This is a genomic window from Corynebacterium sp. KPL2861, assembly GCF_040225475.1.
Classification (GTDB): domain Bacteria; phylum Actinomycetota; class Actinomycetes; order Mycobacteriales; family Mycobacteriaceae; genus Corynebacterium.
Genome location: NZ_JBEHFW010000008.1, coordinates 39,608 through 63,264, shown reverse-complemented (window position 1 = coordinate 63,264; position 23,657 = coordinate 39,608). Strand labels below are relative to the sequence as shown.

Annotated in this window: 20 protein-coding genes and 1 tRNA gene; 13 read left to right on the top strand and 8 right to left on the bottom strand. The window is 61.4% G+C overall.

Translation table 11 applies throughout. From position 1 onward, the window contains the following. The first annotated feature begins 25 nt into the window (after window positions 1–25). On the top strand, window positions 26–1,165 hold the full coding sequence (locus tag ABRP84_RS07805) for a LacI family DNA-binding transcriptional regulator (RefSeq protein ID WP_023023887.1): 1,140 nt from the start codon (window positions 26–28) through the stop codon (window positions 1,163–1,165). On the opposite strand, the gene otsB is transcribed toward ABRP84_RS07805, so the two are convergent. The 5 genes from otsB to thrE form a co-directional block, all read right to left on the bottom strand. Further along, entirely contained in the window at window positions 1,137–1,895 is a 759-nt protein-coding gene (gene otsB, locus ABRP84_RS07800; protein WP_023023885.1) for a trehalose-phosphatase, read from the bottom strand. The genes ABRP84_RS07805 and otsB overlap by 29 nt on opposite strands. Window positions 1,896–1,906: 11 nt before the next feature. Further along, window positions 1,907–2,482 carry an META domain-containing protein gene (locus ABRP84_RS07795; RefSeq protein WP_023023883.1) on the bottom strand — a complete coding sequence of 192 codons (576 nt, stop codon included), beginning with the start codon at window positions 2,480–2,482 and terminating at the stop codon, window positions 1,907–1,909. Further along, window positions 2,482–3,951, bottom strand: coding sequence for an alpha,alpha-trehalose-phosphate synthase (UDP-forming) (locus tag ABRP84_RS07790; protein WP_023023882.1), 1,470 nt, complete (start codon window positions 3,949–3,951; stop codon window positions 2,482–2,484). The genes ABRP84_RS07795 and ABRP84_RS07790 overlap by 1 nt, the downstream gene beginning before the upstream one ends. Before the next feature lie 14 nt (window positions 3,952–3,965). Beyond that, window positions 3,966–4,322 (bottom strand): hypothetical protein, encoded by a 357-nt coding sequence (locus tag ABRP84_RS07785; RefSeq protein ID WP_023017948.1) that lies wholly within the window; start codon window positions 4,320–4,322, stop codon window positions 3,966–3,968. Between the two features lie 62 nt (window positions 4,323–4,384). Next, complete coding sequence (gene thrE, locus ABRP84_RS07780; protein ID WP_023023880.1) at window positions 4,385–6,115, bottom strand: threonine/serine exporter ThrE; 1,731 nt, start codon at window positions 6,113–6,115, stop codon at window positions 4,385–4,387. Between the two features lie 152 nt (window positions 6,116–6,267). Between thrE and ABRP84_RS07775 the strand changes: the two genes are divergently transcribed. Further along, window positions 6,268–6,340 (top strand) — tRNA-Thr (locus ABRP84_RS07775). A gap of 70 nt (window positions 6,341–6,410) precedes the next feature. Here ABRP84_RS07775 and ABRP84_RS07770 read toward each other — a convergent pair. Next, the gene (locus ABRP84_RS07770) at window positions 6,411–7,934 is read right to left on the bottom strand and encodes an MFS transporter (RefSeq protein ID WP_023023878.1); all 1,524 of its coding nucleotides are present in this window, start codon (window positions 7,932–7,934) and stop codon (window positions 6,411–6,413) included. Window positions 7,935–8,093: 159 nt separating this feature from the next. Between ABRP84_RS07770 and ABRP84_RS07765 the strand changes: the two genes are divergently transcribed. The 3 genes from ABRP84_RS07765 (at window position 8,094) to ABRP84_RS07755 (ending at window position 12,304) form a co-directional block, all read left to right on the top strand. Next, window positions 8,094–9,839 (top strand): pyruvate dehydrogenase, encoded by a 1,746-nt coding sequence (locus ABRP84_RS07765; RefSeq protein WP_284771747.1) that lies wholly within the window; start codon window positions 8,094–8,096, stop codon window positions 9,837–9,839. Between the two features lie 216 nt (window positions 9,840–10,055). After that, window positions 10,056–10,760, top strand: coding sequence for a response regulator transcription factor (locus ABRP84_RS07760; protein ID WP_349853245.1), 705 nt, complete (start codon window positions 10,056–10,058; stop codon window positions 10,758–10,760). 14 nt (window positions 10,761–10,774) lie between these two features. Beyond that, on the top strand, window positions 10,775–12,304 hold the full coding sequence (locus ABRP84_RS07755; protein ID WP_023023874.1) for a sensor histidine kinase: 1,530 nt from the start codon (window positions 10,775–10,777) through the stop codon (window positions 12,302–12,304). Here ABRP84_RS07755 and ABRP84_RS07750 read toward each other — a convergent pair. After that, the gene (locus ABRP84_RS07750) at window positions 12,301–12,729 is read right to left on the bottom strand and encodes an HIT family protein (RefSeq protein WP_023023872.1); all 429 of its coding nucleotides are present in this window, start codon (window positions 12,727–12,729) and stop codon (window positions 12,301–12,303) included. The genes ABRP84_RS07755 and ABRP84_RS07750 overlap by 4 nt on opposite strands. Window positions 12,730–12,763: 34 nt before the next feature. Here ABRP84_RS07750 and purD point away from each other — a divergent pair, with 34 nt between their 5' ends. The 6 genes from purD (at window position 12,764) to ABRP84_RS07720 (ending at window position 19,710) form a co-directional block, all read left to right on the top strand. Then, window positions 12,764–14,038 (top strand): phosphoribosylamine--glycine ligase, encoded by a 1,275-nt coding sequence (gene purD, locus ABRP84_RS07745; protein ID WP_034659601.1) that lies wholly within the window; start codon window positions 12,764–12,766, stop codon window positions 14,036–14,038. Window positions 14,039–14,071: 33 nt separating this feature from the next. Next, window positions 14,072–15,511 (top strand): adenylosuccinate lyase, encoded by a 1,440-nt coding sequence (purB, locus tag ABRP84_RS07740; RefSeq protein WP_198010518.1) that lies wholly within the window; start codon window positions 14,072–14,074, stop codon window positions 15,509–15,511. 53 nt (window positions 15,512–15,564) lie between these two features. Beyond that, entirely contained in the window at window positions 15,565–16,458 is an 894-nt protein-coding gene (locus ABRP84_RS07735) for a phosphoribosylaminoimidazolesuccinocarboxamide synthase (protein WP_349853244.1), read from the top strand. A 106-nt stretch (window positions 16,459–16,564) separates the two neighbouring features. After that, window positions 16,565–18,688, top strand: coding sequence for a S9 family peptidase (locus tag ABRP84_RS07730; RefSeq protein ID WP_023023864.1), 2,124 nt, complete (start codon window positions 16,565–16,567; stop codon window positions 18,686–18,688). Between the two features lie 77 nt (window positions 18,689–18,765). Beyond that, window positions 18,766–19,449: a DUF2334 domain-containing protein gene (locus ABRP84_RS07725; RefSeq protein ID WP_349853243.1), complete on the top strand. Its 684-nt coding sequence runs from the start codon at window positions 18,766–18,768 to the stop codon at window positions 19,447–19,449. Between the two features lie 27 nt (window positions 19,450–19,476). Then, window positions 19,477–19,710, top strand: a complete 234-nt coding sequence (locus ABRP84_RS07720; RefSeq protein WP_284629041.1) for a helix-turn-helix domain-containing protein — start codon at window positions 19,477–19,479, stop codon at window positions 19,708–19,710. A gap of 7 nt (window positions 19,711–19,717) precedes the next feature. Here the strand turns inward: ABRP84_RS07720 and ABRP84_RS07715 are convergent, their stop codons facing one another. Then, window positions 19,718–22,450 carry an ExeM/NucH family extracellular endonuclease gene (locus tag ABRP84_RS07715; protein ID WP_349853242.1) on the bottom strand — a complete coding sequence of 911 codons (2,733 nt, stop codon included), beginning with the start codon at window positions 22,448–22,450 and terminating at the stop codon, window positions 19,718–19,720. 279 nt (window positions 22,451–22,729) lie between these two features. Between ABRP84_RS07715 and purS the strand changes: the two genes are divergently transcribed. Further along, window positions 22,730–22,972, top strand: coding sequence for a phosphoribosylformylglycinamidine synthase subunit PurS (gene purS / locus ABRP84_RS07710; protein ID WP_005279580.1), 243 nt, complete (start codon window positions 22,730–22,732; stop codon window positions 22,970–22,972). Further along, window positions 22,973–23,656 (top strand): phosphoribosylformylglycinamidine synthase subunit PurQ, encoded by a 684-nt coding sequence (gene purQ, locus ABRP84_RS07705; protein ID WP_023023855.1) that lies wholly within the window; start codon window positions 22,973–22,975, stop codon window positions 23,654–23,656. Window position 23,657: the final 1 nt, after the last annotated feature.

The following is a 23,657-nucleotide window of genomic DNA, read 5'->3' as shown; positions in this document are numbered from 1 at the left end:
CAGGGCGCAGGGTAAGGTAACAGGCATGGTTAAACGCAGCCCCACCCGGAAGACACTGGCCTCCCTCGCCGCGGAGTTGGGGGTTTCGCGCACAACCGTATCCAATGCCTATAGCCGCCCTGACCAGCTCTCCCCGGCAACGCGGGAGCGCATTTTGGCCGCGGCCAAGGCGCGCGGTTACCCGGGGCCTGATCCCACGGCGCGCAGCCTGCGCACCCGCCGCGCTGGGTCGGTAGGCGTGCTGCTGACCGAGCACCTGTCCTACGCCTTCGAGGACATGGCGTCGGTGGATTTCTTGGCGGGCATGGCGGAGGCATCGGCAGGCGCGCAGACTACGCTGACGCTGATTCCCGCCGGCCCAGAAGGCGAGGCGGAGGCGACCAGCCTGGTGGGTTCGGCTGCGGTCGATGGCTTCGTGGTCTATTCGGTCGCCGCGGGCGATGCCTACCTCGCGGCCGCGCGGGGCCGGGGCCTGCCGCTGGTGGTCTGCGATCAGCCCACGGACGCGGGCCTGCCGTTCGTGGGCATTGATGATCGCGCGGCGATTGCCCCGGCGGCGCGTGCGCTTATCGATGCCGGGCATCGCCACATCGGCATCCTCGCCATCCGCCTGCGCCTGCAGCGCCACGACGGCCCGATTTCCTGGCAGGAAGTCCAGGACGCGGAGATGCACGTGCAGCGCTCGCGGGTGATGGGCGCGCTCGACGTCTTCGCCGAGGCGGGCATCGCGCCCGAGTCCGTGCCCGTGGTCACGCAGCACATTAACGATGCCCATACCACCCGCGCCGCCGCCGAGCTCTTGCTCGACGCGCATCCGGAGCTTACGGCCGTGCTGTGCACGACCGACTCCATGGCGCTCGGCGTGCTGGCCTATGCCCGCGAGCGCGGGCTGAGTGTGCCAGAAGACCTATCCGTGACCGGCTTTGACGGCATCGATGCGGCGCAGCGCCTCGACCTGGCTACCGTCATCCAGCCCAATAAGGCCAAGGGGGCCGCGGCCGGGCACATGCTGGAAAAGCTCATCGCTAGCGCGACAAGTGATTCTGCCGGTGCAGGCAGCGCGAAGGTCGGCGCCGAAGGAGCGGAGGAGGTGCCGCGGCGGGTGTTGCAGACGCGGTTCGCGCCGGGGAAATCGGTTATTGCACCGCGGCCGCGCGGGCGGTAGCGAGCTCGGTGAGGAAGTGGGCGACGGCGTCGACATCGGCAAGCTGCACGGCGGCGATGGAATCGCCCTCGCCCACCTTGACGCCCACGTCCGGCGGCTGGTGGAGGGCACGGAAGCCGTGCTCATCGGTGACGTCATCGCCTAGAAAGACCATGGCGGTGGCGACGGTGCGCTCGCGGAGGGTCTCCAGCCACGTGCCCTTCGTGGCGGTGGTGGCGGAAAACTCGATGACGGACTTGCCGGCGGTGCGCGGGAAACCGGCGGTATCGAGCGCCAGGCCCGCCTCATAGGCGGCCGCGCCCTGCTCCGGGCTGTCCAGCTCGAGCGAGCGCAGGTGCAGCACGCGTTGGAAGGGCTTGACCTCGAGCTCCGCGCCGGGGAAGCGGTCTATGATGCCGCGGATTTCTTCCTCCTTGCGCGCAAGGTGCTCGCGCATGGCGGGGGTGAGCTCGGTCTGCTGCCAGGAGGACTCGGCGCCGTGGGAGCCACCGAAGAGGACGGGCTCGCGCAGGGGACACACGCGCTGCAGACCCTCGAGGTGGCGCCCAGACAGCACCGCGGCCGTGGTGCGCGGCAGGTGGGCCAAGTGGTTGAGGGCGCGGGCGGCATCGGCGTTGATTTCCACGTCATAAATGTCGGCGGCAATCGGGGCCAGCGTACCGTCAAAATCAGAAACCACGGCGAGCTCTTCTGCCGCGGCCAAGGCCTTAATGGTGGTAGAAAGCGTCATGGCATCCCATGCTACGCGCGGGAGACCAGCTTGATGGAGGGCGAATCTACCTCATTGGTATCGAGCTCCAAGATGAGCTGGTTATTGCTATTTACGGTGTAGATAAAATCATTATCCGAGGTAATGAGGTTGCGCAGCAGGTTATCAGCCCACACGGAACTGCCCTCGCAGTCCTCATCGGTGTCGTCGTATTTAACCTCATCGAAGTGCAACTTATTGCCATCGCGGATATTTTCGCGCTCATCATCGGCGGTGTAGCTCAGCCGGGCCGCAAGGCGGGTGCAACCGGTGGTGCCCACCATGGTGGACTCGCCGAAGCTAAATTCCGGCGCGTGAGGAATCGATTCCGGGATGGTGGATGCTGCGTCCGGCGCAGTATTGATGGAGACGACCTGCCAGTGTTTGTCCACAATCCGGTCATCACCCGCGGGCCGTGGGGCATCGTCCTCGGAACCGCAGGCAGCAAGCAGCGTGACGGCACCCAGTGTGGCCACGGCTGCGGCATGCCTGCCGATGCCTTTGTTCACAGCGGGTGTACCCGCACCGGCCGCTCCGGCCGTGCGTACGCGGGGGAGGGAAGGAGGCATTAGGAGTCCTTTCCGAGTGAGTCGGGAGCTTGCGAGGCGGTTTCGGTCCGAACGGCGCGCAGGCAGCCCAAAAAGGACTGCGACCACAGCCGCACATCGTGGCTTATGACCTGGTTGTGCATGGTGAGCATGCGCTGGGTCATAGTGGAGGGGGCATCGGAAAGCGCGCGCACGGCATTGAGCAAGGCGCGTTTGACGGACTCGATATCGAAGGGGTTGCACAGGTAGGCCTCATCCAGCTCCACGGCGGCGCCGGCGAATTCCGAGAGTACCAGGGCACCGGAACCGTCATCGTGGCAGGCCACGAACTCCTTGGCCACGAGGTTCATGCCGTCTTTAAAGGGCGTGACCAGCATGATATCGGCCATGCGGTAGTAGCAGCGCAGCACGTCCTTGGGCACGCCGCGGTGCTGGTAGTGCACCACGGGGTGGCCCATGCGGGAAAAGCGGCCATTGATGCGGCCGACGGCCTCTTCCACCTGGGAGCGGGTGGCCTTGTAGTGGTCGAGGCGCTCACGCGAGGGCGTGGCCAGCTGCACCAAGGTGACCTCCTCCGGATCCAGGGCGCCGGTTTCCAAGAGCTCCTCGAAGGCGGTCAGGCGCTGCAGGATGCCCTTGGTGTAATCGAGGCGATCCACGCCCAAAATGATGCGCTTGGGGCTGCCCAAATCCTTGCGCAATTGGGCCACGCGGCGTTTATCCTCGTCGCTAAACTGGCCGAAATCCTGCGCGGCGATGGAAATGGGGAACGCGCCCACGCCCACGGTGCGGCCACCGGGGAGGCGGATATGGGCGGTGACATCGCGGGTGGTGGCCTCGCCACGCACCTCGAGGCCCTGGCGGCGGGCCAATTCCAAGAAATTGCGGGCATTGGCCTCCAAGTGGAAGCCGATCAGGTCTGCCCCCAAGATGCCGCGCACCGTTTCCTCCCGCCAAGGCAGCTGCCGGAAAAGATCGGGGGAGGGGAACGGGATGTGCAGGAAGAACCCAATGGTGAGATCGGGGCGCATTTGCCGCAGGATGCCCGGTAATAATTGCAGCTGATAGTCCTGCACCCAGACCGTCGCGCCTTCTGCGGCCACGTGGGCTACCTCGTCCGCGAAGCGGAGGTTGACCTCGCGGTAGGCATCCCACCAGTCGCGGTCATAGGTCGGGGTGACGATGAGATCGTGGTAGAGCGGCCACAGCGTGGCATTGGAAAAGCCTTCGTAAAAGGCCTCAAAATCGGCCTCGCTAAGCCTGACCGGGTGCAATAACACCCCGGCCTCGGTGCGGAAGGGCTCGGGCGCGGCATCGGCAACGCCGGGCCATCCCACCCAGCAGCCCTGGTGCGCTTCCAGCACCGGTGAGAGCGCGGTGACCAGACCGCCAGGCGAGGGCGTCCACTCCTGACTGCCATCGGCCGCGGTAGTTAAATCTACCGGCAGGCGGTTTGCCACTACTACGAAGTCATTGCCGCGCTCACTCATAGTCCAAGACTAGCTTAAGACTTCTTGGTCGACTTCTTTGTTGCTTTCTTTGTCGACTTCTTGGTGGACTTTTTGGCCGCTTTGGTGGTCTTCTTCGTCGACTTTTTAGTGGACTTCTTCGATGCCTTGGACGTCGACTTCTTGGTGGCCTTCTTCGTGGATTTCTTCGGCGCGGCATCGGCTTGTTCCGCCAGCACCTTCTTGTGCACCAAGCCCTTGGGCTCGACACCCAGCATGGACATCAAGGTCACGCCGTCCAAGAAATCTTGGGAGTAGGTGGCCACCACGCGGCGGGCGGCGCGGGCGGTTTCCTCTGCCAGGGCAATATCTTGTTCTGCCTGTGGGTGCGTGTCTTGGACCTTGGGTGGCACGGCGAGTCCTCCTGAATGTTGGGAAAGCTATCAGGCTAAATATTGTACGCTACCGGCGGCGTTTAGGGCTCCTCGGGTTCCTCCCCGTCGGGCTTGGTGTGATCGGATTCTTCCGGCGTGGGTGATTTCTGGCCGGGCACCGTATAGGTGGTGCGCTCAGTTTCTTGCGGCTGGGCCGGCCACTGGGAATCTGCCGGCCACAAATCTTCCGCCGGAGTGGTCCCCGGCGCGTGCTGCTGAGCCTGCGCGTGTTGCGGTGGCTTTGGCCCCAGCGTGGGCGGCAATTCGGGGCGGTTGACGCGTGGGGCAAAGGGGGACATCGGCACGCGCGGGATGCGCGGGGCCTTGCGAGCCAGGTGAGTTGCCTTGTGGAAGGAGAACCGGCCGATGCGCTTGAAGGCGGAGTACGGGCGGAAGTACTTCGGGCGGCGCAGGCGGCGCGCGACGCGCTCGCCAAAAACGACGCCGGCTGCTAGCGCGCCGGAGATGGCCAGCGCGGTAGCCAGGTTGGTAAAGCCGGTAATCATCTGCTCGTTGATGGAGGCATACATGCCGCGGTACAGCATGAGGCCTGGCAGCATGGGCGTATAGCCCACGATCATCGTAATGAGCGGCGGGATGCCCCACCGGCGCGACATCAAACCGCCGGCTAGGCCCACCACGATGGCGGATAGGCCCGAGGCAATCACCGGGCCGACGCCGAAGGGCACGACCACGAAGTAGTAGAAGACCATACCGGCGGCCGCCGTGAGGCCTGAGAGGGTAATTTCTATCCAATTAGCCCCGCAGGCCAGCGCGAAGGCGGCCGAACCCGTGCCGCCGAGCAGCACCAAGAGGGGAATCTTGTGATAGACCGGCGGCGCCAAGGTACCCATTGGGGGCAGGTCAAAGCCCATAGCGGAGGCCAGCTGGATGCCCACACCCACGCCGGCGATGATCGCGCCCGTTGATAACAGCGCGGAGAAAAAACGCGCGGAAGAGGTTACGGGGGAGCGGGTGATGCCATCGACAAGCGATTGCACCAACGTCAGCCCCGCCACCAGCACGATGATTCCGGACGCAATAATCTGCGCCGGCGACATACTAATGCCAAAGGCGGCGGCTACGTTATACAAAATCGCGGCCGGGAAGACGGCCAAGAAGCCGCCGACGACGTTTTGATAAAAGGGCGGCAGGCGGTAATTGGCCAACCAGTCATTCAGCCCCATAATCAGTGCGGAGACCACGAAGGCAACGACACCAACGAGGAGATCGCCGCCGAGCATCATGGAAATCAGGCCACCCATGCCGCCCCAGCCAAGCATTACCGTGGACGGCTTATAAGGCGCTGGCATGCGGTCGATGTCATCCAGGCGCTTTTCCGCCATCGCGGGTGGCACCTTACCGGAGTGGATATCGCGGATGAGGCGGTCTACTTCCGAAAGCTTGGAAAAGTTCACGCCCACATCCGGCACCACGCGAAATACGTGGAGGTTCTGGCGTTTATCGCCGGTGCCGATCGCGGTGTGGATGGTGATGGTATTCATCAAGATATCCACGTGGCAGTAGTGCAAACCATACGATGACGCCGCTAGGTGCACCTGCGCGCGGGCATCTGAGTTGGCGGATCCGGCGCCAATGAGCTGCTCGCCGATGCGCGCGGCAATTTCCATCACACCCGTGACTTGGGCGGCATCGGTCAGATCGACCGGGGCGAGTGGCGATGGTGGGGGTGCGGCTTTGGCCGCGTCAATGATGGCGACTTGGCCTGCGGATACGCGGAGGCGCTCCCGCATAGCGGACAGTAGTGACACGAAAATAACCCTCGAAAAAGCGGTGGGACACTAGTAATAATTTCAGCCTGAACTTTAACCCTTGTGGGGCGCAAATGCATACAAGGGGGACCGGCTTTCCACTTGGGCGTGGTACTCGGGTACCATGCAACGAGCGGAAGAAATTCCGCGGTGCTGGAGTGGCGCAATTGGTAGCGCAACGCACTTGTAATGCGTAGGTTGCGAGTTCAAGTCTCGTCTCCAGCTCAAAAAACTACCCCCCCTAGCTGCACAAACAGTTAGGGGGTAAAAGTTTACAAGTCAGCCAGGTGGCTATTTACCCGCTACTTTGCGCAGACAGCGCCCCGGACTTCGGGTTATCGCGGAAGCACCAGGCGGTTAGTACCGCGAAGATGAAGGTGGTGCAGGCAAGCCCGCCGACGGTGAGGAAATACGCGGAATCATACGCCGCCGCGGCGGTGTCGTGCGTGGCGGGTGATAGGAGTGCGTCGGTGCCTTGCGGGGCGAGGGCATCGGGAAGCTTGTGCGTCATCAGTAGCGGCACGAGGGAGCCGGTTATGGCGATGGAAAGCAGCGTGCCGAATTCGTAGGAGACGGCTTCCACGCCAGAGGCCATGCCCGCCCGGTGGGAGGGGGCGGCATTGATGATGGCGGTGGAAGAAACAGACATCGAGGAGCCAGCACCTAAGCCGGTAAGGATGAGGCCGGTAATAAATACCGCGAGGTTATCGGCGCGGTCGGCCCAGATGATGCCCAGCATGCCGATGGACATGCTCAGGAAACCGCCGCTGATGATGGGCAAAAAGCCCACGCGGTGCAAGATGGTGCCGCCCACAATGGCGGTGGGGATGGCCGCAACCGCCATGGCGGAGATGAAAAGGCCGGCGTCGAGGGGCGAGAGGGCATCGACAAGCTGGAGCTTTTGGGTGGTAAGCAGTTCAAGCCCCGTAAGGCCAAACATGGCGCCACCGGCGGTAAGCACGCCGCCGGTAAAAGTGGGTGAGTGGAAGATGTCAAAGGTCAAAAGCGGATCATTAAGCCGGCTTTGCCGGTGGGCAAAGGCTGCGGCGCCGAGTAAGAAAGCGGCAATGGAACAGACCAGCAGCGCGACATTGATCTGGGTGGCCGCCGCCGTCTTAATAGCTAGGACCAGGCTGGACAGGGTGATAAGCGCATAGAACGAGGAGGGGAAATCCCAGTGCTTGTGCGGATTCGGCAGGTTGGGTGGGCCAAGGAGGAAGGTAAGGATGATGGCGAGGGCCACGATGGGCACGTTGATCAAAAAGACGGAGCCCCACCAGAAATGCTCTAGGAGGAATCCGCCCACGGTGGGCCCAGCGGCAGCGCCCACGACGGCGACAGAACTCCAGATACCGATGGCTTTATTGCGCTCTACCTCATTGGGGAAGGTCAGGCGGATAAGCGCCAGGGTAGAAGGCAGCATGATGGCAGCGCCCAAGCCCAATAAAGCCCGGCCGGCGATGAGCAACCAGGCATTGGGCGAATAAGCCGCAACGAGGGAGGCGGTGCCAAAGGTGGCCAGGCCAATGAGGAACATCAGGCGGTGGCCAATGCGATCGCCCAACGTGCCGGTACCGAGGAGCAAGCCCGATAAAACCAGCGTATAGGCATTGATGATCCACAATTGCTGCATGTCAGTGGCGTGCAGCTGCTGCGTTAGCTGAGGCAGTGCCGTATAAAGGATGGAATTATCCAGGCCCACCATGAGCAGCCCCAAGGACACCACGGCAAAGAAGGACCACCGCTGTGCTGGGGTGGAGGGCGCCGCGGCCGCGCGGTGCGGGGGCTTAGTGGCAGTATCAGGTGACTCGATGCTCATCGCTAGAAACCGTAGCGAATCAGTGTGTGATAATTCAGGTTAGTATTGCCTTCCTCACAGATAGGCCGGTGGTGTGAGTATGCAGGAATTGCTGGACTTTCCTGCACGTTTAGTAGCACAGTGGTACTAGAACAGTTAAAGAGTTAAGGATGATGTTTAATGGCACGCAATTACGCAGAACAACTTGTTGAGACGCTAGAAAAGCAGGGCGTCGAGCACATCTATGGCCTCGTGGGAGACTCCCTCAACCCGATCGTGGACGCGGTGCGCCGCTCCTCCATCGAGTGGATCCACGTGCGCAATGAGGAAGCAGCGGCCTTTGCCGCCGAGGCGGACTCGCTGACCACCGGCAAGCTGGCCGTTTGCGCGGCCTCCTGTGGCCCGGGCAATACCCACCTCATCCAGGGCCTTTATGATGCCAACCGCAATGGCGCCAAGGTGCTGGCCCTGGCATCGCACATTCCTTCCCGCCAGATTGGTTCCCACTTCTTCCAGGAAACGCACCCAGAGCAGATCTTCCAGGAGTGCTCCGGTTACTGCGAAATGGTCATGTCCGGTGACCAGGGCGGGGTAGTGCTCCACCACGCCATCCAGTCCACCATGGCCGGCAACGGCGTATCCGTGCTGGTTATCCCTGGCGACGTTTCTACCGAAGAGGTTGATGATGACACCTTCGTAGAATCCAAGATCTCCTCCGGCCGCCCCGTGGTCTACCCGGACCCGGCCGAGGCCGCAGCGCTGACCCAGGCCATCAATGAAGCCGAGTCCGTCGCCTTCTTTGTCGGCGCCGGCGCGAAAAATGCCCGTGAGCAGGTGCTGCAGCTGGCGGAAAAGGTCAAGGCCCCCATCGGTCACGCGCTCGGCGGCAAGATGTACATCCAGTACGATAACCCGTTTGACGTGGGCATGTCCGGCCTTTTGGGTTACGGCGCCGCGCACGAGGCCACCCATGAGGCAGACCTGCTGATCCTCTTGGGCACGGACTTCCCATATAACGACTTCCTGCCTAAGGGCAATGTGGCACAGGTGGATATCAACGGTGCCCATATCGGCCGCCGCACCAAGATCTCCTACCCCGTGACCGGTGACGTTGCCGCCACCATCGACAACATCCTGCCGCACGTGGAGGAGAAGAAGGACCGCTCCTTCTTGGATAAGATGCTGAAGAAGCACTACGACAAGCTGGAGCACGTCGTGGAGGCTTATACCTCCAACGTGGAAAAGCACACCCCGATCCACCCCGAGTACATTGCGGATCTCATTGACCAAGAGGCCGACGATGACGCCATCTTCACCGTCGATACCGGCATGTGCAACGTTTGGGGCGCGCGCTACATCACCCCGAATGGCAAGCGCGAGCAGATCGGCTCCTTCCGCCACGGCACCATGGCAAACGCCCTGCCGCAGGCCATCGGCGCGCAGCAGGCTAATCCTGGCCGCCAAGTCATTACCTTCTCTGGCGACGGCGGGCTGTCCATGCTCATGGGCGAGCTGCTGACGGTCAAGCTGCACCAGCTGCCGGTCAAGATGTTCGTGTTCAATAACTCCTCGCTGGGCATGGTCAAGCTGGAGATGCTGGTAGGCGGCATCCCAGAGCACGAGACCGACCACGAGTCCGTGGACTTTTCCAAGATCGCAGAAGCCGCCGGCATCAAGACCTTCCGAATCGAGGATCCGAAGCAGGCTCCGAAGCAGATCAAGAAGGCCTTGGCTTATAACGGCCCTGCGCTTATCGATGTCGTCACTGACCCCAACGCCCTGTCCCTGCCACCGACGCTGACCTTCGATCAGCTCCTGGGCTTCTCCAAGGCCGCTACCCGCACCGTCTTCGGCGGCGGCGTGGGCTCCATGCTGTCCATGGCCAAGTCCAACCTGCGCAATATCCCGCGCCCGCAGGACTTCTAAGCTATAACTGCCAAATAGCGCGCTAGCCACGCTTCCTTTTTCTTACCGCGGATTCCGTTCCACGGTTGGGAAGGGGAAGCGTGGCTTTTTTGCTTTCACAGGTTTCAGTCAGAAACTTATCAGTAGGCTAGAAACTGGGTTTGCCATGATGGTTTAGTGAAGCTTGCACGCACGCAGGTGTGCAGATGACAGGAAGTAATAGGAGCTACAGGACGCATGGAAGACAATAAACTTGCCAAAGTCCTCGTCGTTGATGACGAGCTGAATATCGTGGAGCTTTTGACGGTATCGTTGAAGTTCCAAAATTTTGAGGTCTACAGCGCCAACTCGGGCAATGAGGCCCTGCGCGTGGCGCGCGAGGTCAACCCGGATGCCTACATTTTGGACGTCATGATGCCGGGAATGGACGGTTTTGAGCTCTTGGGCAAGCTGCGCCAGGAAGGCCTGGATGGCCCAGTGCTGTACCTGACCGCCAAGGACGGCGTGGATCAGCGCATTCACGGCCTGACCATCGGCGCAGATGATTACGTCACCAAACCCTTTAGCCTCGAAGAGGTCATCACCCGCCTGCGCGTGATCATGCGCCGCGGCGGTGCCGCCGAGGAGTCTTCTAACGACGCCACCATGAGCTATGCCGATCTGACCTTGAATGACGATACCCACGAGGTCACCAAGGGCGGCGAGCTCATTGAGCTTTCTCCCACGGAATTCAACCTCCTGCGCTACCTCATGCAAAACAAGGAAGTGGTGCTCTCCAAGTCCAAGATCCTGGACAACGTCTGGCACTATGACTTCGGCGGCGATGGCAACGTCGTGGAATCCTATATTTCTTACCTGCGCCGCAAGATCGATACCGGCGATACGCAGCTTATCCACACCGTGCGCGGCGTTGGCTATGTGCTGCGCACCCCGCGATCCTAAACTGACGTTTTATAATGGCAGATTCACAGGAGAACCCCGCTGCGGGAAGGACCGCGCAGTCCCAGCCCCAGCAGCCGCAGCAGCCGCCAAAGAAGTGGCATGAGCAGCTGGATCAGCTGCCACAGCAGGGGCAGGGAAAGAAAAAGAAGCGCTCCAAGCGCGACTACATCAAGCAGATTCCGCAGGCGATGCCCCTGCGCACCTGGCTTGTGGTTCTCCTCGTGGTCATCTCCGGCCTCGGGTTGACGGGTTCGTCCTTTGCCGTGAACTCGATCATGCGCAACGTGCTGTATAACAACGTCGATAGCGAACTGCGCTCAGCGTCGTCTTCCTGGGCACGCGATGTGGGCAATGACTTCTTTTTAGGTGATCACACCAAGCGCCCGCCCACGGAATACGTGGTGCTCAATTACCTTCCGGATGGCACCATTCGCTATTCGGGGCCCACGTCCACCACCCCGGACGTGGAGGGCGTTCCCTTGGGCGGGTACCCCACGACGGTGGGCTCGATTGAAAATAACACCAAGTGGCGCGCGCTGGCCTTTGCGGATTCCAATGGCGTTATCACCGTCATTGCCAAGGACATGACCCATGAAAAGGAGATCCTGCACGGCCTTGCCATGGTGCAGGTATCCATTGCAGCGATTGCCTTGGCAGCCATGGCCGGCGTGGGCTTCTGGTTTATCCGTAGGGCGTTGCGGCCGCTGCGGGTGGTGGAATCGACGGCATCGGAAATCGCGGCCGGCGATCTGGACAAGCGCGTGCCTGAATGGCCGCTGCATACGGAGGTTGGCCAATTGGCCGCCGCGCTCAATATCATGCTGGGCCACCTGCAGCGCTCGGTCGTTACGGCGCAGGAAAAAGAGGAACAGATGCGCCGCTTTGTCGGCGATGCCTCCCACGAACTGCGCACCCCGCTGACCAGCCTGCGCGGTTACACGGAGCTCTATCGCTCCGGGGCGACAAACGATGTCGATCTGGTCTTTTCCAAGATCGATAAGGAATCCAAGCGCATGTCGCTGCTGGTAGAGGATCTGCTTGCGCTTACCCGCGCGGAAGGAACGCGTCTAGACCTGCGGCCGGTGGACCTTCTGGAACTTTCCCTTTCGGTGGGATCGTCCGCGCGCGCTGCCTTCCCCGAGCGCGAGGTCAAGGTGGTCAATAATGCGCAGTCCATCCCCGTGGTCAATGGCGATGCAGACCGCCTCCACCAAGTTCTGCTCAACTTGATTACCAATGGGCTGCGCCACGGCGGCGAGGATGCCACGGTCACCCTGCAGTTGCGCCGCGACAACAAGGACATCCTTGTGGATGTCATCGATGACGGCAAGGGAATGTCGTCCGAGGACGCCGCCCACATCTTCGAGCGCTTCTACCGCGCGGATTCCTCGCGCACGCGCGATACCGGCGGATCCGGTTTGGGCCTTGCCATCGTGCATTCCTTGGTGGAACAGCACGGCGGCAGCATCAGCGTGGACTCCAAGTTGGGCCAGGGCACCACCTTTACGGTGCGCCTGCCCGCGCTGGAGGAACCAGAGGATTAGTCCTCGCGGTAGCCATCCTCGTTGGTGCCTAGGTGCTGGCGGATGCGCGCGGCCGCCTCATCCATGGCGGCATCGTCGGTGTCCTCGGCGGCATAGGCCTTGGAAAAGTCGTACTCTTCCATCTTCTCGGTGGGGAAGAGGTGGATGTGGGTGTGCGGCACATCGAAGCCGGCGATGACGTAACCGGTGCGCGGGGTGTCGTACGCGTTCTTGATGGCCTCACCGATTTCCAGGGCCACCTCGTTCAGGTGCGCCCAGGTCTGCGGATCCAGGTCGGTCCACTTATCCACTTCCTCTACGGGCACGACCAGGGTGTGGCCGTAGCGCAGCGGCTCGATGGAGAGAAATGCCACGCAGGTCTTATCGCGGTAGACAAAGCGGGCGGGTAGGTCACCAGTGATGATTTTGCTAAATACAGAAGCCATAGCTGCCAGGCTACCCCCAGCTATGATAGTGGGCATGCGCATTCTCGTAATTGGCTCGGGCGGCCGTGAACACGCCCTCGTGAAAGGACTGCACGCTGATCCACAGGCTACGGAGATCCACGTCGCGCCCGGCAGCGCGGCCATGGAACCGCTGGCTACCCTGCACCCGGAATACTCCCAGGTAGATGATCCAGAACGCATGGTGGAACTGGCCCGGGAGATCGCTGCCGAGCTCGTGGTCATCGGCCCTGAGGTGCCGCTGGTCGCCGGCGTGGCGGATGCGCTGCGCGCAGCAGGCATCGCCGTCTTTGGGCCGAATAAGGACGCGGCCCAAATTGAAGGCTCCAAGGCCTTTGCCAAGGAAGTCATGGAAGCCGCTGGGGTCAAGACGGCCCGCGCGGAGCAGCTGCGCCCAGGCGCTAGCGATACCGATATTGAGGCCGCGCTGGATAATTTTGGCCCGCAGTTCGTGGTCAAAGATGATGGGCTGGCAGGTGGCAAGGGCGTGGTAGTCACCGGCGAGCGCGCCGCCGCCCGCGCGCATGTAGATGCGGTCTTAGGCGCCGGCAATCCGGTGCTCTTGGAATCGTTCCTCGACGGCCCCGAGGTATCGCTATTTTGCCTTGTCGATGGCGAGACCGTCGTGCCGCTGTTGCCCGCCCAGGACCACAAGCGCGCCTACGATAACGACGAAGGCCCCAATACCGGCGGCATGGGCGCGTACACACCGCTGCCGTGGCTGGGCAAGGACGACGTGCAGCGCATCGTCGACGAGGTATGTACCCCGGTTGCCAAGGAAATGGTGCGCCGCGGCACCCCCTATTCCGGCCTGCTCTATGCCGGGCTAGCTTGGGGCGACGAGGGCCCAGCGGTGGTGGAATTTAACTGTCGCTTTGGTGACCCAGAAACCCAAGCGGTGCTCTCGCTCCTACAGTCCCCGCTGGCGCAAGCGCTCAACGCCACTGCCACCGGCACGCTGGCAGAACTCGAGCCCCTTCAGTGGGAAGATGGCTATGCCATCACCGTGGTCATGGCAGCCGAGGGATACCCCGCCTCGCCCCGCAAGGGCGATGCCATCACGGGCGAGGGCCTCGAGGATCCAGAGCGCGTGCTGCACGCCGGCACGAAACGCTCCAATGGGGTATTCCAAAGCAATGGTGGCCGCGTGCTCAACGTGCTGGGCAAGGGAGACACGCTAGATGCCGCGCGCGAGAATGCCTACGCCACCGCTCAGGGCATTGAATTTGCGGGAGGGTTTGTCCGTGGGGACATCGGCAAGCGTGCGGCAGCCGGTGAAATTTCTATCTAGCAAGTAGCCACGGGGGAGGGCAGGCATGGAATAATAAGCCACGTGGCTGAGAAGAAGAATATCCCCAACGTCCTGTCCTCCCGTTATGCTTCTGCGGAGCTTGCCAATATTTGGAGCGCGGAGCATAAAATCATCCTCGAGCGCAAGCTGTGGATCGCCGTGATGCACGCCCAGAAGAACCTGGGCGTGGACATCCCCGCCAAGGCCATTAGCGCGTATGAAGCCGTTATCGAGGACGTGAACCTCGAATCCATTGCTGAGCGCGAGCGCGTCACCCGCCACGATGTGAAGGCCCGCATCGAAGAATTCAATGCGCTGGCCGGCTACGAGCACATCCACAAGGGCATGACCAGCCGCGATCTCACCGAGAACGTGGAGCAGCTGCAGATCCACACCTCGCTGGAAATCATCCGGGATAAGGCCATCGCCGTGGTCTCGCGCATCGGCCGCCACGCCGCCGAGTACCAATCCCTGGTCATGGCCGGGCGCTCGCACAACGTGGCCGCGCAGGCCACCACGCTGGGCAAGCGCTTTGCCACCGCCGGCGATGAAATGCTGCTGGCCATCGAGCGCGTGGAAGACCTGCTGTCGCACTACCCGCTGCGCGGCATCAAGGGCCCCATGGGTACCTCGCAGGACATGCTGGATCTCATGGGCGGTTCCGAGGATAAGCTCGCCTCCCTAGAGACCAATATTGCGGATTACCTGGGCTTCCGCCGCATCTTCAACTCCGTGGGCCAGGTGTACCCGCGCTCGCTGGATTTCGATGCCATCTCCTGCCTCGTCTCCCTGGGCACCGCCCCGGCATCGCTTGCCACCACCATCCGCCTGATGGCCGGCAACGAGACCGTCACCGAGGGCTTCAAGGAAGGCCAGGTGGGCTCGTCCGCCATGCCGCATAAGATGAACGCCCGCTCCTGCGAGCGCGTGACCGGCCTGCAGGTCATCCTGCGTGGCTACCTCACCATGGCCGCAGACCTCGCCGGCAGCCAGTGGAACGAGGGCGATGTCTCCTGCTCGGTGGTGCGACGCGTGGCGCTTCCCGATGCCTTCTTTGCCATCGACGGCCAATTCGAAACCTTCCTTACCGTGCTCGATGAATTCGGAGCCTTCCCCGCCATGATCGACCGCGAGCTGGAGCGCTACCTGCCCTTCCTCGCCACCACCCGCATCCTCATGGCGGCGGTGCGCGCCGGGGTGGGCCGCGAGACCGCCCACGAGGTCATCAAGGAAAACGCCGTGGCCGTGGCCCTGAATATGCGCGAAAACGGCGGCAACCAGGACTTGGTCCAGCGCCTTGCCGCAGATGACCGCCTGCCCATGGACGAGGCCGAGCTCGAAAGGGTCCTCGAGGATAAGCACGCCTTCATCGGCGCCGCCGAATCCCAAGTCTCCCAGGTCCTAAACCGCATCAAGGCCCTTGTGGGCGAGCACCCCAAGGCCGCGGCTTATACACCGGGCGAAATCCTTTAGCGCTGTGCGCGGGCTTACGTTCCCGCGCACGCCCGCGCGTTATGATGAAGACCATGCGTCCTGAGCTTTCTTCTTATACCCATGTAGCCTCCGGTAAAGTCCGCGATATTTACGATGTGGATGACACCACCCTGCTGATGGTGGTCTCTGACCGCATCTCCGCCTACGACTTTGCCTTGGAACCGGCCATCCCTGATAAGGGCCGAGTTCTCACGGCTACCTCGAAGTTCTTCTTCGATGCCATCGACTTTCCCAACCACCTCGCCGGGCCCCTCGATGATGAGCGCATTCCGGAAGAATGCTTGGGTCGCGCCATGGTGGTCAAGAAGCTAGACATGCTGCCCTTCGAGTGCGTGGCGCGCGGTTTCCTTACCGGCTCCGGCTTGAAGGAATACCAGGCAGACGGCACCGTCTGTGGCATCGAGCTGCCCGCAGGCCTTGTCGAGGCCTCCCGCCTGCCCGAACCCATTTTCACCCCTGCTACGAAGGCGGAGCAGGGCGATCACGATGAGAACGTCTCTTTCGAACACGTGGCAGATAAGCTCGGCCGCGAGCGCTCCGAGGAGCTACGCGCGGCTGCCTTGCGCATTTACGCCAAGGCAGCCCAGCTGGCGGAGGAGAAGGGCATCATCTTGGCCGATACCAAATTCGAGTTCGGCCTCGATGCGGATGGCACGCTCGTGCTTGCCGATGAAGTCCTCACCCCCGATTCCTCCCGCTACTGGCCCGCAGATTCCTACGTGGAAGGCGAGGTCCAGCCCTCCTTTGATAAGCAGTACGTGCGCGATTGGCTGACTTCTGATGCCTCCGGCTGGGATAAGTCCTCTGAGACCACCCCGCCCGCGCTTCCCGATGACGTCGTTTCCGCCACCCGCCTGCGCTATATCGAGGCCTACGAAAAGCTATCGGGTGAGCGCTTCGCGGACTTCCTTGCGCCGCGTTCCTAGCCGCCCAGGCCGGTCTAGGCCGGATAGGGCAACCGCGCGTTAGCTGGTTGCCCACGGCTGTTGCCCGCCGCTGGGGCATAACCGGTGACGCGTACAGTGGTAGGGCATGAGTGATGAAAAGACGACCGCACCGGTAGCCCCAGTCCACCCCGTAAAGCGCGAATTTCACGGCCGCGAATTCGTGGATAATTACGAGTGGCTACGCGATAAGCAATCGCAGGAAACCCTGGATTACCTCAATGCCGAAAACGATTACACGGCGGCGCATACCGGGCACTTGGATGCGATGACGGAGAATATCTTCCAAGAGATTAAATCCCGCATTAAACAAACCGATATGTCCGTGCCAGCCCGCCGCGGTAAGTACTGGTACTACGGCCGCTCCGAGGAGGGCAAGAACTACGGCTATTCCTGCCGCATCCCGGTAGAAGAAGGCAGCGATCCCTGGACCGCACCGGTGATTCCGGAAGAAGGAAGCCCAGAAGGCGAAGAAATTATCTTGGACGCCAATGCCCTGGCAGAGGGAAGGGACTTCTTCGCCCTTGGTGCGGCCTCCATCTCAGATTCCGGCCGCTACTTGGCCTATTCCGTGGACTTCGCTGGCGATGAGCGCTTTGAACTGTCCATTAAGGACCTCGATACCGGAGAGCTGCTGGACGATCACCTCACCGGCATTTTCTACGGCGCTACCTGGGCAGGCGACGGCTATATCTTTTACTCCACGGTGGATGATGCCTGGCGCCCGGATGCGGTGTGGCGCCATAAGGTAGGCACCGAGCAATCCGCGGATGTGCGCGTCTTCCATGAGGAGGATGAGCACTTTAACGTGGGCATCGGCAGTGCCCGCTCCGATAAATACCTCTTCATTGGGGTGGGGTCGAAGATTACCTCGGAAGCCTGGGTGCTAGATACGGACAACCCAGAAGGCGAATTCCGCCCGCTGTGGACGCGCGAGACCGGCGTTGACTACGACGTAGACCATGCCGTGGTGGGCGGCGAAGACTACTGGATTGTCACCCACAATGCCACCGGCCCGAACTTCGCGGTGGGCTATGCCAAGGTCGATGAGGATCTTCCCGCCCTGCGCGAACTGCCGGAGCTTTTGGCACACGATGACACCACCCGAATCGAGGGCGTGGACACCTACCGCGACCACATGGTGGTGGGCTACCGCCGCGGTGGCATCGGCCGCGCCGCCATCATGCGCGTTGGCGATGACTTCGGGGAATTCGAAGAACTCAACTTCAACGAGGAACTCTTTACCGTCGCCGTGGACGGCAACCCGGAATGGGACGCGCCGGTAGTCCGCGTGAACTACGTGTCCTATATCCAGCCCGCGCAGCTTTTTGATTACCGCGTGGATACCGGCGAGTACACGCTGCTAAAGGAACAGGAAGTCCCCGGCGGCTATGTTCCGGATGATTACGTGGCCTACCGCATCTGGTCGACCGCCAGCGATGGCACCAAGATCCCAGTCTCCGTGGTGCACCGTTCTGACTTGGACCGCACCAAACCCAATCCGACGCTGCTGTATGGCTACGGCTCCTACGAGGCCAGCATGGACCCGTACTTCTCCGCGACCCGGCTATCGCTCATGGACCGCGGCATGATTTATGCGGTTGCCCACGTGCGCGGCGGCGGCGAGATGGGCCGTCAGTGGTACGACGACGGCAAGATGCTGCAGAAGAAAAACACCTTCACCGATTTCATCGCTGTGGCTGATGACCTCATCGAGCGCCGCGTGACCACCCCGGACCAAATGGTGGCCGAAGGCGGGTCCGCCGGCGGCATGCTTATGGGCGCCGTGGCCAATATGGCGCCTGACCGCTTTACCGCCATCCAAGCCGTCGTCCCCTTCGTGGATCCGTTGACCTCGATGCTCATGCCGGAGCTTCCCCTTACCGTTCCCGAGTGGGAAGAGTGGGGCGATCCGTACCACGATCCTGAGTACTACGACTACATGAAGTCCTACTCGCCCTACGAGAATGTCGAGGCCAAAGACTATCCGGACATCTTGGCTATCACCTCGCTGAACGATACCCGCGTGCTGTATGTGGAACCGGCAAAGTGGATCGCTCAGCTGCGCGCTACCGCCACCGGCGGCGAGTTCCTGCTTAAGACGGAGATGGCCGCCGGGCACGGTGGCGTATCCGGTCGCTACGATAAGTGGCGCCAAAACGCCTTCGAATACGCCTGGACCATCAATAAGGCCACCGGTCTTACGGAGTAAACGCGCCGCACAGTCGCGCGCTGGCCAGCGTTCTGGCCAGCGCGCGGATCTGGCGGTACTGTGCAATAATTTGAGCTATGACTAGCCACCTTCTGGTTTCTATCTCCAGTATTTTTGAGGACACTCGGAAGCAGGCTACAAGCTTCCTGTCGGTTCTGGACCGGGAGGAAATCCCCGTCTCGCTGCTTATCGCCCCGCATATTGATGGCAATTGGCACTTGGCCAAGGACAAGGACACCCAACAGTGGCTCAAGGACCAAGCGGCCGCGGGTCGTCCGCTTATCCTCAATGGCTTTGACCAAGCAGTCCAAGGCCGCCGCGCGGAGTTTGCCAATCTCAATTCCCACGAGGCGAAGCTGCGCCTAGCCGGTGCGACCCGGCAGATGGCGCAAATTGGTTTCGAACCCACCATCTTTGCGCCCCCGCGCTGGCGCATGTCTCCTGGAACATTGCAGGTCCTGCCCAAATTCCCCTTTGAGGCGGCGGCTTCTACCCGCGGCATCCTGGAGGTACCGACCGGGAAATTCCACCAAGCCCGCAACCTTTCTTTTGGTGAGGGCTTTGGTTCTGCCAAGTGGTGGCGCAAGAACATCATCCGCGCGGCAGAGCGCTCCGCCCAGCGCGGCAATACCGTGCGCCTTTCCATATCCGCCCGCAACCTGGATGATCGCAAGGTCAGTAAGGACTTTGTGAAGGCAGCTCGCCGTGCCCTTGACGGGGGCGCTACTCCCGCTGATTACAGCATTTACCTTCCGCATTAGTCCGGCGGAGGTTTTATAGTTGGTGGCATGAAACGAACAGATGAACTAACAACGCAACAGGCGGCAGACCTCCTGAATGTCTCTCGGCCGCGTGTCATCGAGCTCATGGATGAGGGAACCTTGAAGGGGCATACAGAAGGCGCCTACCGCCATCTGTATGCCTCCAGCGTGCAGGACTTTAAACGCCAGAGAGACCTTAAGCAGCGTGCTGCGGCTGACGAGCTCGCAGTGCTCTCTGACGAGATGGGCCTGTACGAGTAAGCGGAGCCTACTTATTCAGGCGAGTGATGAAATCCTTCGCCTGCTGCGGGAGCATGCCCCAGATGCCAGCGGGGATGATCTTCTGCAGGTTGCCGGTGGCCGCCATGAAGCCGGGGATGGCGAGCAGGCCACCTAGGATGGCGAAGCCGATAATGGCGCCGGTGCCAAGTGAGCTAGAGCCGAACCCGAAGCCTGGGCCATCGGTATTGTCGTCTTGGTTGGCATCGTTGCCCTGATCGCCGTCGTCGGTGGATTCATCCTCACCCAGGGTGAAACCGACCTTGACAGGGTCGTGGTCGGAGGCGCGGAACGGGGAATCGTCGTAGAAATCCACGGCGTTGTAGTTGCGGCGGGAGTACTCAAAGGCGACGGGTTCGTCGGCGTTGATGTTCCACACTTGGGCATCGTCAAGCGCGCCCGAAGCAACCTCATTGGCCAGGACGTGGTCTAGGGTGCCGAGCAAGCCGCCGAACTGGTAAGAGGTATCGGCGCCGTACTTTTCCGCAGGCACGGTGAAGCCATCGTTGCGGAAGACATCGAGCGCGGTTTCGTGGGTGTAGGTATTGAAATCACCCAGGGCGAAAAGCGGCTTATCCTTCCAATCGTCCTGCTTGTGCAGGGCATCGAGCACGGCCTGGGCCTGGGCATTGCGGACGTTGGGGTTATTGCCCTGGCCATCGCCGGAATCCTCATCGCCCTTGGCCACCGAGCCCTTGGACTTGAAGTGGTTGGCCACGGCGACGAAGGACTCGTCGTCGCTATTGATCGGTTGGAATTCCTGGGCCAGCGGCTCGCGGGCGGTGCCGGAAAAGCGGGGATCCTGGAAGATGCGGGATTCGCCTACGGGCTTGACCACGTCCTTGTGGTAGATAAACGCGGTGCGGATGACATCGGGGCGCTCAGGGACTTGTTCCTTGGACGGGGAGGGAACGAAGGCCCACTTTTCGGAGCCCGCGGCCTCGTTGAGTTTTTCGGTCAGGCGTTTCAGCGCCTTATCGCGCTGGTCAAAGTCCCCGGTAACCGCGTAGCCATCTTCGATTTCGGAAAGGCCAATGACATCGGCATCCAGGCCATTGATGGCCGCGACGATCTTGCGCTCTTGGTCCTCTAAGGCGGATTCGGTATAGGCGCCGCGGGTCTTGCCGCGGTTGACGGTGACCTTATTGCCCGCGCGGTCGGTATAGGCGCTGCCGCCGAATTTCTCGCCCAAGGAGGTGAAGTAGTTCAGCACGTTGAAGGCGCCGATGGTGTATTCGCCCTTGACGTCATCAACGGCGTGCAGCTCTGCATCGCGGGATTCTTCCCAGGAGATGGGGAGATCGGCGCCGGCGGTTTCACCGGTGACCGGCTCGGTGGGCTGGAAGCGCCACTGATCGTGGGAGTAGCCCACGATGACCGGATGCTGGAATTCCACGGTATCGGTGGTGCGCAGGGATTTGATGGTCTTGCCGCCATCTTGGGCGATATAGGGCAGCGGGGTGTCCTTATCGGTCTTTAAATAATCGCGGGTGCGGCCATCATCTAAGGTGACGAGCTTTTCCGCATTATCCTTGGCCAGTTTTTGCAGCTCGGAATCGGGCTCGGTGGAAGGCAAGTGGACATCGGAAGGCTGGCGGAAGGCCTCATCGCCTGGGGCGAGGCCGACCTCGCCGTATTGGTTGAGCGAGTAGTTATTGGTCACGGTGTGCTTACCGGGCTGGATGAGCATGTGTTCAAAGGGCTCGCGGGCACCGTCGCCTTGCGGAAGCTCGTCCACCGCGAGCGGGGTGACCTCTTCCAACGGGGTATCGAGCTGCTTGAGGGCAGAAGCGGTGACCTGGGTGGCTCCGTAGTACTCGGAGACTTGGCCGGTGACCTCGACGGAATCGCCGATGCTGGGGTATTTATCGGCGCCCTTTTTACCCATGTGGACAAATAGCGCCTGGGAGGCATCGGTGGCCTCTTGGCCGGTACCGCCAGTCTGGATGGTAAAGCCGTTCAGGCCGCCCTCGCTCCACACGCCGGTGACAACGCCCTGGGTAGCAACGTTTTGGCCCTCGAGCGGGGAGGTATCGCCGGGGCCTTGGATTTCCGCAATCGGGGTTATGCCTTCGGGCGCGGGAAGATTCTCAGAACCTGCGGAATTATCGGAGCCACCCGGCTGCGGGGCCGGGGACTCGTTGCCAGAGTTGGTAGGAGACGGTGCACCGATGGTGAAGTCTGCGGAGTTGTCATCGGTATCGGCGCCCGCCGCGTTGCGGGAAGCAGAGGTGTCATTGGATAGCGCACCGGTGGCAGCGCCTTCAAACTTGGAGGCGGCGCCGTAACCGACGAGGTCAATGGTGTTGCCGGTGGCATCGGCAAGCTGCACCGAGCCCTTCGTGCCGGACATATTTACTTTGCCTTCTGCATCTGGGGCGGGAAGAGCCTGGGCCTGGCCATTGCCGGCCGCACCTTGTACAAGGTAGTAACCGTGGGGAGCAATGGTGCCAGACAGGGTTATCTTGCCGCCGCTACTGCCGTTGGAGGCAAAGTACTCCACGGACCAGCCGGTGAGGTCGATTGCGGAATCGGTGGGGTTATAAAGCTCGATGAAATCATTGGAAAAGCTCGCACCCTTATTTCCGCCACCGCCGTAGACTTCAGAGATGACCGCGGCGGAATTATCCGGAGTGGCCAAGGCGGTAGGCACCGCGACGGATAGGGAGAGGGTGGAGAAACTGGCAGCGAGGGCTACCCTGCCAAGGCGGCGAAGAGCCATAGAAGTCACCTTAATCATAGAGAAAGTTGTCATGGACGCCTTTTATTTTTACTCGCTGAACAATCGGTGTACCTGGGGTGGAAATGGGTGAGTTTCGCGCGAGCAGGCGGTGAAACCTGGGTGCCGCGCAAAATTCGTTTTCCTGTTGGTGGTAATTTACGCGGAGTTTGCTTTACCGGGGTGAAAACCCTGCAGTGGGGGTATATCTAGGGATTGGGCGGGGGTATGACTACACTGAATCGAGCAGACCTAAGCCCCATACAGTAAGGCAAAAATTTCATGGCTCGTGTAGTTGTCAATGTCATGCCCAAGGCGGAAATTTTGGATCCGCAGGGCCAAGCTGTCGTCCGCGCATTGGGTCGCATCGGAGTATCCGGTGTCAGCGATGTGCGCCAAGGAAAGCGCTTCGAACTCGAGGTAGATGATTCCGTTACCGCAGAGGAACTGGATAAGGTGGCAGAAACGCTGCTGGCTAATACCGTCATCGAGGACTACGAGGTTACGCAGCTGGAGGTCAAGTAAGTGACCGCAAAAATCGGAGTAATCACCTTCCCCGGCACCCTGGATGATGTGGATGCCGCCCGCGCGGCCCGCACCGCCGGCGCCGAGGTCATTAACCTCTGGCACGCAGATGCTGATCTGCACGGCGTGGACGCGGTAGTCGTGCCGGGCGGTTTTTCCTATGGTGACTACCTGCGCTCGGGCGCTATTTCGGCGCTCGCCCCCGTCATGCGCAGCGTCATCGACCGCGCCAAGGCGGGAATGCCGGTGCTCGGCATTTGCAATGGTTTCCAAATCTTGACTGAAGCAGGCCTCTTACCGGGCGCATTGACCCGGAATAAGGGCCTGCATTTTCATTGCACCGATACTTACCTGGAGGTGGAGCACTCCACCACGGCCTGGACCAGCGAGTTTGAAAAGGGTCAAAAGATTTTGGTGCCCGCCAAGCACGGTGAGGGCCGCTTCCAGGCAGGCGATGACGATATCGCTCGCATCGAGGGCGAAGGCCGCGTGGTCTTCCGCTATACCGATAATTACAACGGCTCCATCAATGGCATTGCTGGGGTAAGCGATGAGACCGGCCGGATTGTGGGCCTCATGCCGCACCCAGAGCACGCCATTGACCCGCTGACCGGCCCATCCACCGACGGATTGGGACTATTCGTATCCGCCATCAAGGCCGTCGCGGAAGCGCCGGCGGTTTAAG